The 13,989-nt window shown below is 74.0% G+C and carries 14 protein-coding genes and 1 pseudogene; 8 read left to right on the forward strand and 7 right to left on the reverse strand.

What is annotated here, in order from left to right:
• Positions 1–258, reverse strand: a 258-nt coding sequence (locus tag IF43_RS0105530) for an Hsp20/alpha crystallin family protein (RefSeq protein WP_037887447.1), incomplete at its 3' end; no start/stop codon positions are given.
• Between the two features lie 167 nt (positions 259–425).
• On the opposite strand from IF43_RS0105530, the gene IF43_RS0105535 reads away from it, so the two are divergent.
• The gene (locus tag IF43_RS0105535) at positions 426–1,109 is read left to right on the forward strand and encodes a hypothetical protein (protein ID WP_030194653.1); all 684 of its coding nucleotides are present in this window, start codon (positions 426–428) and stop codon (positions 1,107–1,109) included.
• A gap of 903 nt (positions 1,110–2,012) precedes the next feature.
• Positions 2,013–2,384 carry an STAS domain-containing protein gene (locus IF43_RS0105540; RefSeq protein ID WP_078909940.1) on the forward strand — a complete coding sequence of 124 codons (372 nt, stop codon included), beginning with the start codon at positions 2,013–2,015 and terminating at the stop codon, positions 2,382–2,384.
• A 56-nt stretch (positions 2,385–2,440) separates the two neighbouring features.
• On the opposite strand, the gene IF43_RS0105545 is transcribed toward IF43_RS0105540, so the two are convergent.
• On the reverse strand, positions 2,441–2,863 hold the full coding sequence (locus IF43_RS0105545) for a hypothetical protein (RefSeq protein WP_158939168.1): 423 nt from the start codon (positions 2,861–2,863) through the stop codon (positions 2,441–2,443).
• A 375-nt stretch (positions 2,864–3,238) separates the two neighbouring features.
• On the opposite strand from IF43_RS0105545, the gene IF43_RS0105550 reads away from it, so the two are divergent.
• The 6 genes from IF43_RS0105550 (at position 3,239) to IF43_RS0105580 (ending at position 8,365) form a co-directional block, all read left to right on the forward strand.
• The gene (locus IF43_RS0105550; protein ID WP_030194660.1) at positions 3,239–3,499 is read left to right on the forward strand and encodes a hypothetical protein; all 261 of its coding nucleotides are present in this window, start codon (positions 3,239–3,241) and stop codon (positions 3,497–3,499) included.
• A gap of 205 nt (positions 3,500–3,704) precedes the next feature.
• Positions 3,705–3,983, forward strand: a complete 279-nt coding sequence (locus tag IF43_RS0105555; RefSeq protein ID WP_030194664.1) for a WhiB family transcriptional regulator — start codon at positions 3,705–3,707, stop codon at positions 3,981–3,983.
• Between the two features lie 335 nt (positions 3,984–4,318).
• The gene (locus IF43_RS0105565) at positions 4,319–5,443 is read left to right on the forward strand and encodes a glycosyltransferase family 1 protein (RefSeq protein WP_234331962.1); all 1,125 of its coding nucleotides are present in this window, start codon (positions 4,319–4,321) and stop codon (positions 5,441–5,443) included.
• Positions 5,440–6,513 (forward strand): glycosyltransferase family 4 protein, encoded by a 1,074-nt coding sequence (locus IF43_RS0105570; protein ID WP_030194668.1) that lies wholly within the window; start codon positions 5,440–5,442, stop codon positions 6,511–6,513. The genes IF43_RS0105565 and IF43_RS0105570 overlap by 4 nt, the downstream gene beginning before the upstream one ends.
• Positions 6,510–7,508: a glycosyltransferase gene (locus IF43_RS0105575; RefSeq protein WP_030194670.1), complete on the forward strand. Its 999-nt coding sequence runs from the start codon at positions 6,510–6,512 to the stop codon at positions 7,506–7,508. The genes IF43_RS0105570 and IF43_RS0105575 overlap by 4 nt, the downstream gene beginning before the upstream one ends.
• Positions 7,505–8,365, forward strand: coding sequence for a glycosyltransferase family 2 protein (locus IF43_RS0105580; protein ID WP_051794749.1), 861 nt, complete (start codon positions 7,505–7,507; stop codon positions 8,363–8,365). Before IF43_RS0105575 ends, IF43_RS0105580 begins: the two co-directional genes overlap by 4 nt.
• Positions 8,366–8,465: 100 nt before the next feature.
• On the opposite strand, the gene IF43_RS0105585 is transcribed toward IF43_RS0105580, so the two are convergent.
• The 5 genes and pseudogenes from IF43_RS0105585 to IF43_RS0105605 form a co-directional block, all read right to left on the reverse strand.
• Positions 8,466–8,843, reverse strand: a complete 378-nt coding sequence (locus tag IF43_RS0105585; protein WP_030194674.1) for a hypothetical protein — start codon at positions 8,841–8,843, stop codon at positions 8,466–8,468.
• Between the two features lie 229 nt (positions 8,844–9,072).
• Entirely contained in the window at positions 9,073–10,503 is a 1,431-nt protein-coding gene (locus tag IF43_RS0105590; RefSeq protein ID WP_030194677.1) for an FG-GAP-like repeat-containing protein, read from the reverse strand.
• Between the two features lie 183 nt (positions 10,504–10,686).
• Positions 10,687–11,656: pseudogene (bla, locus tag IF43_RS38665) on the reverse strand (class A beta-lactamase).
• 136 nt (positions 11,657–11,792) lie between these two features.
• On the reverse strand, positions 11,793–13,340 hold the full coding sequence (locus tag IF43_RS0105600) for a carboxylesterase/lipase family protein (RefSeq protein ID WP_051794752.1): 1,548 nt from the start codon (positions 13,338–13,340) through the stop codon (positions 11,793–11,795).
• A 66-nt stretch (positions 13,341–13,406) separates the two neighbouring features.
• Positions 13,407–13,841 carry a lipocalin/fatty-acid binding family protein gene (locus IF43_RS0105605; RefSeq protein WP_030194687.1) on the reverse strand — a complete coding sequence of 145 codons (435 nt, stop codon included), beginning with the start codon at positions 13,839–13,841 and terminating at the stop codon, positions 13,407–13,409.
• Positions 13,842–13,989 lie beyond the last annotated feature (148 nt).

A 13,989-nucleotide genomic window follows, 5' to 3' on the forward strand; every position in this document is an offset into this window, starting at 1 on the left:
CCGCTCGGAGAGCTCCATCTGGGCCTGCTCGGAGCGGGCGGCCGGCCGGCGTTCGGCCTTGACCGTCAGCATGTTCCGCTCGACGTCGATCTCGATCGCGTCCTTGCTCACGCCCGGGACGTCCAGGGCGATCACGTACGCCTCGCCGTCACGGTAGGCGTCCATCGGCATCAGGGACGGCTTCGACCACGTACCCGGACCCATCAGCTGCTGGGTGAGACGGTCGAGCTCACGGAACGGATCGGTGCGCATCAGCATGGGAACCTCCTGATGTCTCTGCAATGGGTGCCAGTGCGCTTCAGGTACCACCGTTGTAACATGTCATCGAAACGATGACAACTGTGTCTGGTATCCGATGGACGACCCGGCCGGAGCGATCCGCACCCGCCCGGCGCTCGGTGGTCCCGACCCCTCCTGGAGGCACCGTGCCCCCTGCGTCTGACGAAAGACCTACCGGCTCCCCCACCTCGTTCCTGGCCGCGGCCGCCGCGCTGGCCGCCATCGAGCGGGAACTCGAGGACGCCCACGGCGCGGCCGGCGCCAAGTCCGCCGACCCGCGGGAGGCACTCGCCGCACTCCTGCTGCTGCGCGAGGTCCGCGAAGAACTCGCCGGATGGGAGTCCGGACTGATCGAGACCGCCCGAGCCGCCGGCGCCAGCTGGGCCGACCTCGCCGGACCACTCGGCGTGGCAAGCCGCCAGGCCGCCGAACGCCGCTACCTGCGCCTCCGCCCCGGCGCCGCCGGCACCACCGGCGAGCAGCGCGTCCAAGCCACCCGCGACTCCCGCGCCGCCCAACGCACCATCAACGCCTGGGCCCGCGACCACGCCGCCGACCTGCGCCAACTCGCCGGCCAGATCACCGCCCTCACCCCCCTCGACGCCCCCGGCCGCGCCTCCATCGGCGAGGTCCGCCAAGCACTCGCCAGCAGCGACCCCGCCGACCTCATCGGCCCGCTCACCGCCGCCCAAGCACACGTACGCCCCGGCAACCCCGCCCTCGCCGACCGCATCGACACCCTCATCCAGCACACCGACCACCTCCGCCGCTCCAGCAACAAGAGCCGCCGCACCGCCACCGACCGCACGGACGACGCAAGCAGCCCCTGACCGGACCGTCGACGACGGCGGCACACATGGTCGGCCGCGGGAGGCCGGCAGGCGGTGACCGCCGCGGCCGCATGGCGCGGGGCCACGGCCGTCCCCGGCCGTTCCCCCGACCGGCCTTCACGCCGAGCAGCGCCGGCGCAGGCGTGTCACCGTGAGGGGCGACAAGAGGGTCCACGCACGGCGGGGCCCGGCCGGACGGAGAAGACCCCGGCCGGACCCCGCCACGGACGCCGGCGCCCCGGTACGGCATCACCCCCCGCACGGAGCTGCCCCCACGGGGCGCAGCAGCTGCTCGGGGAACCGGGCCGCCGCCGGGCCCGCGGCCCCGTTGCACCCCTGGCCCCGCTGCCGCACGGCGCGGAGGCCCGGACGCCCTCGACGACCGACTGGAGAACCTGTGCTCGAACGCAAGCAGCTCAAGGACCGCACGCAGGTCACCTTCGTCCTGCCCGCCGACGCCCCGGCCGGACCGGTGAGCGTCGTGGGGGGACTTCAACCACTGGAACCCCGCCGCCCACCCCCTCAACCCGCGCGGCGACGGCACCCGCGCCGCCACCGTCGCCCTGCCCCCGCACACCAGCCACGCCTTCCGCTACCTCGCCGCCGGCGACTACTGGTTCGACGACGAAAGCGCCGACCACCACGACGGCACCAACAGCCGCCTCAACACCTGACCGCGGCCGCCGAGCGGGCCGCGCGTAAGGCGGCCGGGGCGGGGCAGACGCCAGGGATACCAGCCTGGTCTGGTGGGAGACCCCGCGCCCCCAACCAGTCACCCGCGGTGGCTGACGGCGGGTACGGGTGGTCTCGCTCGGCTGTGCGCGGCCCGGCGCCGCGCGCCTTACGGCCTACTCCGCCCCCAGCTCGGGGAGCCGACCGTGACGGGCTCCAACCCCGAGGCGGATGAGGACCATGTTCCCCACCCTCGACGTCGCCGTCCACGCACGCCCCGAACGCATCGTGGTGAGCATCTGCGGCGAACTCGACATCGACACCAGCCCCTACGTCACCGACGTCACGGCCACCCTCCCCCTCGACGGCCCGGCCCTCGCCGTGGACCTGTCCGGCGTCACCTTCATGGACTCCGCCGGCCTCGACATGCTCCTGGACCTGCGCCGGCGGATGGCGACCGAAGGCCACCGCCTGCACCTCGTCAGCGTCCCCCGCCAGGTGCTCCGCCTCCTCGACATCACCGGCAGCCGCCACCTCTTCACCCTCCACACCACCACCCCACACAGCAACGTGTTCCCCCGCGCGGCCTGCCAGGCCGTCTGACCGGCCGCCCCGGCCCCACGCACCTCGCCCGGCCCGCCGGCCCGCCGGCAGCCGGATCAGTTCGCCGGGCTGGTCAGGATGCAGTGCGGATAGTCGTTGTCGGGGTCCCCGACGGCGACCCAGAGCTTCAGGACTCGGCCCTGCTTCAAGGCGGCGTACGAGTCGGGCCGCCGCTCGACCTCCTCAGGGTGGTAGACGTCGAAGGAGTGGCCGGCGTCGAAGGTCACACCGACGAAGCTCTGCTCCCTGCCGGAGCCTTGCCGCCAGGTGCCGGTTCCGGACCAGGTCAAGCTGTCGTACCAGCCCACTGCGACGCAGATCTTGTCAGCGTCGAACGTCCCGTCCCGCTTCAGCGTGAGGGTGCCACCGTCGGCATCGGTCCACGTGGTGGCAAGTTGGGCCGGTTGCAGCACGACCGGTTCGCCCTCGGGCGGCGGCATGACCGTCAGCCTGCCGCAGGCCGTGAGAGCGAAGGCCATGGCGACCAAGATCAGCGAGGCACGACGGCAGCGCGACACACTCCACCCCTGGCGGGTTCCGCGGGCCGCGTACGCGACCGGAGGGCTCAAGAACACGTGCCTACCCTGACACACGATCTGAACGCGTTCAAATCAACTCGTCGGCGGGCAGGGTGTTCGCCCTGGGCGGGGCTGGGCATGAGCGGGCAATGTCGTCTTCGGGCGTCGTCCCCCGGGCTGAACGGGAACCGGAGGGAGCACCGGCCTGCGTCGGCGCCGCTCCGGCCCGCCCGCAGCGTGCTGGACGGCCCTGACCCGCCCTTCCTCATCCCACCGGACCCGGCACCCTGCCCGAGCGCGGCAGAGGGCAGTGACCCCGAAGGAGGAGCACACCCCATGAAGAGGAACCAAGAGCGGAACCCCGAGCGGAACCAGCAGCACGACCAGAACCGAAAGCGGGACCAGGACCGGCACCCCAAGCCGACCCCGCCGTCGCAGGCACCCGGCGAGAGCGGTGACCGCGCGAGCCGCCGCCAGGCGGAAGAGGCAGTCGTCCCCGGCTCGGCGGACGGTGAGGCCGGCGACGCCCTGAGCCCGAGCCCGCGCGCCCAGCGCGAGACGGCAGGGCCCGCGAAGCACGGGCACTCGCGGGCCTGACGCGCCGCCGTTTCGCGTCGGTTCGCCTCCCGGTGGGCCGCGGTGGTGCCGCGGCCCACCGGCATGCCCGCCGGTGGCGCCGAGGACGCGGCGGACCCGGCCCATGTCGAGCGCCCCTGCACGACAGAGGTTTCGACACGGGGATCCGGGCCAGACGAGGGACTGACGTGCAGGGAAGCCGATCCCGTGGAAGGGGAGCCGACGTATGACGAACGTGTCGCCGCTGCCGGGCCGAGACGAGGACGACCGGGAGTGGCACGGGCGTGCCGCGTGCCGTGGTCTCGGAACCGACCCGTTCTTCCAGCCGGCGGACGAGAGCAGCGCGGAGCGGGCGGTCCGGGAGGAGGCGGCCAGGCAGGTGTGCGCGCCGTGCCCGGTGCGGGTCGAGTGCCGGCGCCACGCACTGAACTCCCGCGAGCCCTACGGCGTGTGGGGCGGCCTGACCGAGGAGGACCGCCGCGCCCTGTACGCCCGCGCCGGCTGAGCACGGCCGCCCGACCGCGAGCACCCGACAGGCCGGACACCACGTGTTCCGGGGCCGGGCCCGGGGTTCACGCGCATAGTCGCCGCCATGCCGGGCACGCGCCTCGCACCACAAGAGGAGCTGATCGCGCGAACGGCGTGATCGCAGGAAAGGGGATGTCGGTCATGGAGCGCCAGGCAGAGACTCAGCCGGTGACGAGCCGCATTCCGCTCGACGAGGGCGTCCGGACGTGCCGCCCCGCCGTCGTGCGCCCACGGCCGGAAGACGCCGACGGGCAGGAAGCGCCTGCGGCGCCGGACGGGAACATCATCAGAGGCGAAGACTAGGCGCCCGGCATGCCTTCCGCCCAGGGCTCTCGCGCGGTCGCACGGGCTTCGCGACTGCCGCTCCCACCCGCACACCGGGAGATCCGGGTCGCGTCCGTCCCCGCGGGGCACGTCTACGTACGGCACGTCCACGCCGGGGACGGATCCGACGGGGTCGTGCTGCTGGCCGACCCGCGCCCCAACGGGGCTCCGAGCACCTCGCAGCGCTGGTGGCCCCCGGTCATGCTGGACCCGGCGTGGGTCCGCGCCCACCACGACAGCTTCGACGTCTACCACCTGCACTTCGGGTTCGACGCGCAGAGTCCGCAGCAGCTGGCGGACCTCGTCGGTGAATTGCGGCGCCACCGCAAGCCGCTGGTGCAGACCGTCCACGACCTGCGCAACCCCCACCACCCGGACCGCCGGGCCCATGACGCTTCCCTCGACGTGCTGATCCCCGCCGCCGACTGCCTGATCACCCTCACCCCCGGCGCCGCGGCCGAGATCGCGGCACGCTGGGACCGTACCGCGCACGTCCTGCCGCACCCCCACGTCGTGGAGGAGCCCGGACTGTCACATCCGCGTCCCCCGCGCCCGGGCTTCGTCATCGGGGTGCACGCCAAGAGCCTGCGGCCCAACATGGCGCCGCTGCCGGTCATCCGGGCGCTGGCACGCATTTCCGCGGAACTGCCGGACGCACAGCTGCGCGTGGACATCCACACCGACACCCACGACCCCGGTGCCCGCGCCCACGCGCCCGAGGTGGTGGCGGGGCTGGCCGAGCTGGCCGCCTCGGGGGCGGTGGACCTGCGGGTGCACGACTACTTCGACGACGACGCGCTGTGGGCGTACCTGAGCTCTCTGGACCTCTCGGTGCTCCCGTACACCTTCGGCACCCACTCGGGCTGGCTGGAAGCCTGCTACGACCTCGGCACCGCCGTGGCGGTCCCGGACTGCGGCTTCTACGCCGAGCAGCGCCCCTGCCACCTCTACCGGCACGACCCCGACGGCCTGGACGTACGGTCCCTGGACACCGCCGTACGCCAGGCGCACGCCCACCGTCCGGCGCCGCGCGCCAACCCTCAGGCGCGGGCGGGCGAACGCGCCGCCCTGGCAGCCGCGCACCGCGTGCTCTACGAACGCTGCCTTACATGATCCGCCCCTTGCGCATCGCCCTGATCGCCTCGGCGCGCTTCCCCATCAGGGAGCCGTTCGCCGGCGGACTCGAAGCCCACACCTGGGCCCTCGCCACGGCACTGCGCCGGCGGGGCCACCGCATCTGCCTGTTCGCCGCACCCGGCTCCGACCCGAACCTCGGCGTCCGCGAACTCGCCGTGCACACGCCGCACCTGAGCCGGGCCGCGCGGGCCGACCAGAGCATGACCGATCCGGCCGCGCTGTACGAGCACCACGCCTACCTGCGTCTCATGCTCGACCTCGCGCACGGCAACGGCGGCCCGCCGTACGACCTGGTGCACAACAACAGCCTCCACTACCTGCCCGTGGCCATGGCCCCGGCCGTGCCCGCTCCCGTCGTCACCACGCTGCACACGCCGCCCACGCCGTGGCTGGAGTCCGCGATCCAGACCGATCCGACGGGCTCCGGGGTCTACACGGCCGTCAGCGCCCACACGGCGCGCTCCTGGCAGCCGTTGGTGCGGTCCGCGCGGGTGGTGCACAACGGGATCGACCTGCGGCGCTGGCAGGCCGGAACCGGAGGGGGCGATCTGGTGTGGTCCGGACGGATCGTGCCCGAGAAGGGCCCTGACCTGGCCATCGCCGCCGCGGCCGAACTGGGGCTGCCGCTGACGCTGGCGGGGCCCGTCGCGGACGCCGGCTACTTCCGCGACCGCGTGGCTCCCCGGCTCGGCGGCGCAGTGCGGTACGCGGGACACCTGGCCCGCACGGAACTGGCCGCGCTCGTCGGTTCCGCCCGGGCCACCCTGGTCACTCCCTGCTGGGACGAACCGTACGGACTGGTCGTCGCCGAGTCCCTGGCCTGCGGTACCCCCGTGGTCGGCTTCGACCGCGGCGCCCTCGCCGAGATCCTCACTCCTGACTGCGGCCGGCTCGTCCCGTACCCCGACGTCCCGGCGCTGGCGGCAGCGGTCGACGAGACCACCAGGCTCAGCCGCCGCGCCTGCCGCCAACGGGCCGAAGCCTTCTGCTCCCTGAGCCGCATGACCGACCGCTACGAGGCCCTCTACGAGGAGCTGCTGCCGTGATCGGCTACTACGTCCACCACCACGGCCTGGGCCACCTCCACCGCGCCTCGTGCATCGCCCGGCACGCCCAGAGCCCCGTCACCGGGCTCTCCAGCCTCGACCCTCCCCCGGACTGGCCGGGCGAGTGGATCCGTCTCCCCCTCGACACCGGCGGCCACACCGCGGTCGACACGCGGGCCCAGGGCCGACTGCACTGGGCGCCCCTCTTCCACGACGGCTATGCGGAACGCATGTCCGTCCTCGCCGGGTGGCTGGGGCGGGCCCGGCCGGCACTCATGGTCAGTGACGTCTCCGTCGAAGTGGCCTGCCTGGCCCGGCTGATGGGCGTGCCCGTGGTCGTCGTCGCCATGCGCGGGCACCGCCTCGACGCCGCGCACCGGCTCGGCCACGACATCGCGCTGCGCCTGCTCGCGCCGTGGCCGGCCGCCGCCCCCGAGCCCGGCTGGCCCTCCTCCTGGTACGACAAGACGATCTACGCGTCCGCGTTCTCCCGGGACGACGGGCGCGTCCCCGCACCGCCGCCGGCTGACGGAACCCGACGGGTGCTGCTCATGCTCGGAGCAGGCGGCAGCGGCATCACCTTCGCGCAGGTACGGGCCGCCCGGGCGGCGACGCCGCGCTGGCGGTGGGACCTGCTCGGCGGGCCGGGCGGCGCCTGGTCGGCAGACCCCTGGCCGCGGATCTGCGCCGCCGACGTGGTCGTCACCCACGGCGGCCAGAACGCCGTCGCGGAGTGCGCGGCCGCCCGCCGCCCCACCGTCGTCCTGCCCCAGGACCGGCCCTACGGCGAACAGCAGGCCACCGGCCGGGCCCTGCGCGACGCCGGACTGGCCGCGGTGCGCGACCACTGGCCCGCGCCTGAGGAGTGGCCGTCCCTCCTCGACGAGGCGGCGGCGCTGGACGGCGACTCCTGGTCCCGGTGGGCCCCCGGCGACGGCGCCCGGCGCGCAGCGCGGGCCCTCGACGCCCTGGCCGACCCGTCGGCAGCGTCATGAGCCGCCCGGGCCACGGCGCGCCCGCGGACCCCGCCCGCCTCGCGGTGATCACCCTGGTGGCGGGCCGGCACCGTCACCTGGCCCTGCAGCAGGCGGCGCTCTCCCGGGCCGACCGCGTTCCCGACCTCTACGTGGTGGTCACGATGGACGATCCCGCGGCGGCGGCGATCGCGGCCCGCGGCCGTCCGGCGGCCACCGTGGTGCCCGTGGCCGTGCCGCGCAGCGGGCGCCTGCCGCTCGCAGCCGCCCGCAACGCGGGAGCCCGCCGCGCCCTCGCCCTCGGCGCGGACGTGCTCGTCTTCCTCGACGTCGACTGCGTCCCGGGCCCGACGAGCGTGGCGCGCTACGCCGAGGCGGCCACCGACGGGGCGCTGCTCTGCGGGACGGTCGCCTACCTCCCTCCCCCGCCCGGAGGCGGCTACCGCCTCGCCGACCTGCACGAGCTGGCCGCCCCGCATCCCGGCCGCCCGGTGCCGGAACCGGACCGGGTGCTGACCGGGGGCGACCCGGATCTGTTCTGGTCCCTGTCGTTCGCGCTCACGGCGGCCACGTGGCGGCGCATCGGCGGGTTCTGCGAGAAGTACACCGGCTACGGTGGCGAGGACACCGACTTCGCCCGCCTGGCACAGCGCGCCGGAGTCGACCTGTGCTGGCTCGGCGGGGCACCCGCGTACCACCAGTACCACCCCGTGGAGAACCCGCCGGTGGGCCACCTCGACGACATCCTGCGCAACGGTGCCCTCTTCCACCGCCGGTGGGGACGGTGGCCCATGGAGGGCTGGCTGCGCGCCTTCGCCCGGATGGGACTCGTCCGGTTCGACACCGCCGCCGGCGTCTGGAGGGCCACGCCCCCGTGACGCGGGCGGCGGCGGGCCTGGCCGGGATGGCACGGGCCAGGCCCCGGCGGCGCGGCGGTGGCGCGGCCAAGCGCCCGGCCACAGCGAGGCCGGACAGGCGTCAGCCCTTGCGCAGCTTCTTGGGGTTCTCCGGGTCGACACCGGTGTAGGCGTCGTTTTCCTTGCCACCACTGGGGCGCTGTGAGCGGCCGCGCGGACCCAGGTCGTGGTGGCCCTGCTGGCGGCTGCCCTTGGCGAGGTCCTCGCCGCTGCGCGACATGCTCTCGACAGGTGCCACTTCGTCGGCGCCGTCGGACGGTGCCGCCTTGCGTGTCCGGCCTGAGGCGCCCTTGGCGGGGGTGTCGAAGGAGCGCCGGGCGCTGGGGTTGTCCTGGGTGTGGGTGGAGTCGACGTCGACCGACCAGCCGTGCTGCTCGGTGCCCTCGTGGCGGCTGGGTCCCTCACCGTGCGGGGGGTGCGACTTCGGGGTGGTGGGCATGTGCCTGGCCTCCTTGAGATCAGCGATTCCGCCTCGGTCCTCGCCCCTGCCCCGAGGTACGCCGCTCAACCGGTATTCGGGCCCTGCATCAGACAGGCTCTCCGGCGACCGACGACCGGCACACCGGCACACCGGCACACCGGCACACCGGCACCAGGAGCGTCGCCGGGACCCGCCGCGCGAGGGCGGGTCCGGGTTCCCGACGACCCTCGCGCAGGGGGTCCTGGGGCTACTTGGCGAAGAAGGCGCCGAAGCGCGCCGCTCCGTGGCCGCCGCCGAGGTTGAACGCCTTCGACCCCGTACCGGTCAGGGCCGTCGCCGTGGTGGGCAGCTGCCAGACCCTGCCGACCCAGCCGTCCTCGCCGGAGCCGCCGACGTACGCCTCCGGCCGTCCGTCGGCGTTGCCGTCCACGAGGGTGACGGCCTCGCCGAAGTGGTCGCTGGCCTCGGACGTGCTCGGCACGCCCGCCGTGCCCTGGGTGACGACCTGCGCGCCGGTCGTGGTCACACCCGTCCTGCTCCCGCGCAGCACGGTGATCGAGCCTGAGCCCCAGGGACCTGTGCCGACCGTCTCACCGGGGGCGCCGACGACGATGTCCGCGTAGCCGTCCCGGTCGACGTCGCCCAGGGCGACGTCGTCGCCCCACAGGTCGCGCTTCTCGTTGGTCCCCGGGACCCCAGGGGTGTTCTGGTCGATGAGCCGGGCGGGCAGGGTCTTGCTGACGCCGTCCGGGCCGCCGTACGTGACCGAGATCGCGCCGTGCTCGTCGCCGGCGGGCATGGAGTCGGGGGCGGCCACGACGTCCCGGTAGCCGTCGCCGTTGAGGTCGCCGAGCTGAACGCCGTAGCGGGCGTCCAGCGTGCCGCCCTTGACCAGGCCCCCGCGGGTGCCCTTGAGGACGAAGCCCCGGTAGCCCTCGGACATCTTGGTGCTGGTGCCGGTGGCGACGATGTCCGCGACGCCGTCGCCGGTCATGTCGTCGACCTGCACCCCGGTGACGGCGACGCCGTCCGCGGCCTGGGTGTTGCGGAACACCGACGCGGCGGGGAGCCCGGTGGCCCGGTCGATCGGGCCGTACTGGATCCGCAGGCCCCAGTGCTCCGATTCGGAGCCGGTGCCGTCCCGGCCGGCGATGACCAGGTCGGTCTTGCCGTCGCCGTTCACGTCGCCGGCGGCGATGGTGTTCGCACCGTCGCCCTGGCTGATGCGCGTACCGCCCGCAATGCCCTTCGCGCTGCCCCACAGGACCAGGGGCGAGGCGGTGCCCGACGGGGTCAGGATCACGTCGTCGAAGCCGTCCGTGTCCACATCGCCGTACGAGGCACGGTAGCCCCACCCGGTGGACGACTCCGGGAGGTCGCCCGGGACACCGGGCGTGGCACGGCTGACCAGCTGCTGCTTGTCGTAGCGCAGGCCCGCGGCCGAGCCGTACACGATCGACACCAGTCCGGCCCTCCTCACCCCGTCGACCGTGGCGTTCGGGGCACCGACGGCGAGGTCGGCGTAGCCGTCACCGTTGACGTCGGCCCCCTTCTTGACCACCGGCTTCACACCCGCCGCGGCGGCCGACGGCGCGGCCTGCGCCGGGATCGGGCCGGTGACGGCGGCGAGCACGGCCACGGCGACGGCCGTCGCGGACAGGTACCTGCTGCTACGCAAAACGTTCCCCCTCTTCGCCCCGGACAGGCGTGCCCGGGCAGATCCTCGTACTGCTGCCGTGTCCGACACGCGAAGCCACCAGAAGGTTGGAGTGACGCCGGTCACAGCCGCGGGGCGGCCGCGCGGAAGCCGCGATCCGGGTGTCCCGTCCTGATCGCCGGGTCGCCTTCCGCGCGGCCGGTGTCACCCGGCCGCGTGGCCGCGTGGGGTGGTGAACACCTCGGCCAGGGCGGTTGCGGTCCGGGCCACCAGATCGTCGTCCGCCTCCGCGTCGCTCTCGGGCTTCGTCGTCAGGACCGCCAGGACCAGCGGTGCCCCGTCCGGGCGCCACGCGACGCCGACGTCGTTGTTCGTGCCGTAGGAGCCGCCGCCCGTCTTGTCGCCCAGGCGCCATGCGGTGGGCAGCCCTTTCCGGAAGCGCTTGTCGCTCGTCGTGTTCGCGCGCAGCCATGCGGTCAGCAGGTAGCGGTCCGGAGCGTCGAGCGCGTCGCCCAGGACCAGGCGGGCGTACGTACGGGCGATGGCCCGGGGGGGTCGTGACGTCGGTGACGCGGTCCGGTTCCGCGCTGTTCAGGTCGGGCTCCCACCGGTCCAGGCGGGTCACCCGGTCACCGAGGGAACGGGCGAAGCGGGTGATCGCGGACGGGCCGCCGAGTTCGCGCAGCAGCAGGTTGGCCGCGGTGTTGTCGCTGTACGTGATGCTCACCCGGCACAGTTCGCCGATCGTCAGGCCGTTCGCGAGGTTGTCCTCCCGCTCGGTCCACTTGGAATAGCCGGACCGGTCGATGTCCTCCTGCGTGTAGTGGAGGCGGCGGTCGAGGAACGAGCCGTCGCGATCGAGATCGCGCAGGACCGCGGCGGCGGCAAGGGTCTTGAACAGCGAGCACATGGGGAAGAGCTCGTCCGCCCGGTGCGTGACGGCCCGTCCGGTGCCCGTGTCGAGGGCGTACACCCCGAGGCGCGCACCGTGCTCGCGTTCGAGTGCGGCCAGGGCCCGGGCGGCCCGATGACCGGCCGGGGCCGCGGCCCGCGTCCCGGGCCAGGCCGAGGCGGGGGCCGAGGAGGCGGGGGCGGGGGTCGCGGCGGTGAGCACGGCGCCGGCTCCGGCTCCGAGGGCGGCCAGAACGCCGCGGCGGGCAGGACGCATGGGCATGACCTCTTTCTGCAGACAATCGTTGTTGATCATGACGCGGGCCCGGGTTGCGACGGTTCCGCGACGGTTGCGCCCGCTTCTTCTCCTTTCCGTACGGTTCCGTCGTTGCGGCCCCGCCACGACCGCGGCGACGGGGTCAGGCGTCCGGCATCGCGTGGCCGGCGGGAGCCGCCCGGCGGGGGTGGAGCGGGTCGTAGCGCAGGCCGCGCCACAGGACGCGGGTCGGGGACGGGTCGTCGGGGGTCAGGTGATCAGCCGGGACGGACCAGTGCCGTACCGGGCTGGCGGAGGTGGTGAGCGCCGGCCATCCCGGGTCCCCTTCGGCCGCGAACCGGGCCCAGGCGCGGAGCATGCGGCCGGAGAGGGCGCGGTCGCCGTCGTCGGGGGTGCCTCCGATGAGGAAGGCCGCGCCGGCGTCGTCCAGGTTGCCGAAGGCGAAGGGGATGTCGGCGCCGTGCCAGGGCCTGCTCCCTTCCCGGCTGCGGGTGAAGCGGGCCAGGTGGGCCCGGCCGCCGCCGTGCGCGTGGTGCTCGGCGAGCCTCGTGGTGTACTCGCCGAACTGCACGTCGCCGAAGAGCGCGAGGTAGCGGTCGAGGGCCGGGGCGTCCGGCATCAGCGCGGCGTAGCCGTCGACCACGTCAGCGGGCAGTCCCAGGGCCTCGGCGAACTCCGCGAGCGCGGCCTCGGTGGCCACCGCCCGTACGGCCCCGACGGTGTGGAGGAACCACTGTTCCTCCAGCGCGTGGCACACCAGCAGGTCCACGTCCCGTGCCGCCCCCGAGGCGAGCGCGCTCAGGGGGTCCGTGGGCAGCACCTCGCCGTCGACGACGGGCTGGAAGACGACCGGGGCGTAGGCGTGGATCGGCGTCACCGGATCGGCGGCGCAGCGTTCGGCGACCTTGTCGGAGGCAGCCACGAGTGCCTCGGGCGGCACGGACAGCAGCCCTTCCAGCGTGGGGTCCGTCCCTGCCTCGGCCGCGATCCGCCGGGTGACCGCCGCCGCCAGGTCGGCCGAGTACAGCGGGTGGGGGACGCTGTGGGCCACGGCCCGCCGGAACAGCCCGCGCGTATGCTCCATGGCCATCAGGCAGACGACCGCGCCGCCTCCGGAGGAGTGCCCGGCGACGGTGACGTTCGCGGGGTCGCCGCCGAAGGCCCCGATGTTCTCCTGGACCCAGCGCAGCGCGGCTGCCTGGTCGAGGAGTCCGCGGTTGTCGGGCCGGCCGGGGACGTGCCCGTAGCCCTCGAAGCCGACCCGGAAGTTGCAGGTGACCACGACGAGTCCCGCACGGGCCAGGGCGGTTCCGTCGAAGTCGGGCTGGGCCGAGGAGCCGAAGGTGTTGGCCCCGCCGTGGATCCAGAGGAAGACGGGCAGTCCACGGCCGTCCGCGCGGTCGGGAGTCCATACGTTCACGGTCAGGACGTCCTCGTCCCCGGGACGCCATACGGGCGCACCGGGCAGCTGCGCCGACTGCGGGGCGACCGGGCCGAAGGCCGTACCGTCACGTACCCCCTCCCATGCAGGCACGGGCTGCGGCTCCCGGAACCGTAGGACGCCGAAGGGCGGCGCGGCGTACGGGATCCCGAGGACGGCGGTCACACCGTCCTCGTCGGCTTCCCTGCCCCGCACCGGACCGCTCGACGTCCGGAATATCGTTCCCTCATCACAAGATCGTTCCGTCATGAGGTCAGTCTTGCTCAGGACACGATCCGACGGCCGCACCGGGCCGGGCGTGGGGCCGGGGGGTCTTCAGAGCCGCCGGAAGACACGGGTAGCGGTGGCATCGCCCGCGGTGTGGACCATGCTCAAGCCGCCGTCCTGAGCGAACGTCCACGTGGTGCGGGCTTCCAGACCGTCCACCCGCTGCACCTGCACCAGGCGGTCCCCCTCGACGGTGATCGTCGTGGCGCTCGTGCGACCGTCCATGGTCTTCTCCGTGAACTCCACACCCGAGGTGAACACCAACTCGACCGTGTTGAAGGCGGTGGACGTCCGGATCGTCCACTCCTCGCCGTCGACCGCGACCTCGACGGTGGGCGGCCTGCTGGTGTTCGCCAGCTTCCGCGTCACCGTCCCCACGCTCACTGCCCGCAGATACGCGTCGAAGTTCACCGACGACGTCATCTCGAACGTGCCCACGTATTCCACCACGAGCCTCCCCTGCCCCTCGAGCATGCCCGACATGCCCGGCGCCGCGCAGCGTAAGCTGCGCGCCCCGCGTCGGCCTGGAGGCCCGCTGGGGCGCCGTCCCGCCCCGCCCACGAGCCGCCGGCGGCATGCACCGAGGCTTGAGGCTCCACGGCGGAACCCCCTTTATCCGCCTGCGCGTTGC

It is taken from the genome of Streptomyces sp. NRRL S-87 (genome assembly GCF_000719335.1).
Taxonomy (GTDB): Bacteria; Actinomycetota; Actinomycetes; order Streptomycetales; family Streptomycetaceae; genus Streptomyces.

Coding starts and splice junctions, on each gene's coding strand:
- IF43_RS0105540 (WP_078909940.1), top strand. CDS start 2,013: ATGAGGACCATGTTCCCCACCCTCGACGTCGCCGTCCACGCACGCCCC.
- IF43_RS0105545 (WP_158939168.1), bottom strand. CDS start 2,863: ATGGCCTTCGCTCTCACGGCCTGCGGCAGGCTGACGGTCATGCCGCCG.
- IF43_RS0105550 (WP_030194660.1), top strand. CDS start 3,239: ATGAAGAGGAACCAAGAGCGGAACCCCGAGCGGAACCAGCAGCACGAC.
- IF43_RS0105555 (WP_030194664.1), top strand. CDS start 3,705: ATGACGAACGTGTCGCCGCTGCCGGGCCGAGACGAGGACGACCGGGAG.
- IF43_RS0105565 (WP_234331962.1), top strand. CDS start 4,319: ATGCCTTCCGCCCAGGGCTCTCGCGCGGTCGCACGGGCTTCGCGACTG.
- IF43_RS0105570 (WP_030194668.1), top strand. CDS start 5,440: ATGATCCGCCCCTTGCGCATCGCCCTGATCGCCTCGGCGCGCTTCCCC.
- IF43_RS0105580 (WP_051794749.1), top strand. CDS start 7,505: ATGAGCCGCCCGGGCCACGGCGCGCCCGCGGACCCCGCCCGCCTCGCG.
- IF43_RS0105585 (WP_030194674.1), bottom strand. CDS start 8,843: ATGCCCACCACCCCGAAGTCGCACCCCCCGCACGGTGAGGGACCCAGC.
- IF43_RS0105600 (WP_051794752.1), bottom strand. CDS start 13,340: ATGACGGAACGATCTTGTGATGAGGGAACGATATTCCGGACGTCGAGC.
- IF43_RS0105605 (WP_030194687.1), bottom strand. CDS start 13,841: ATGTCGGGCATGCTCGAGGGGCAGGGGAGGCTCGTGGTGGAATACGTG.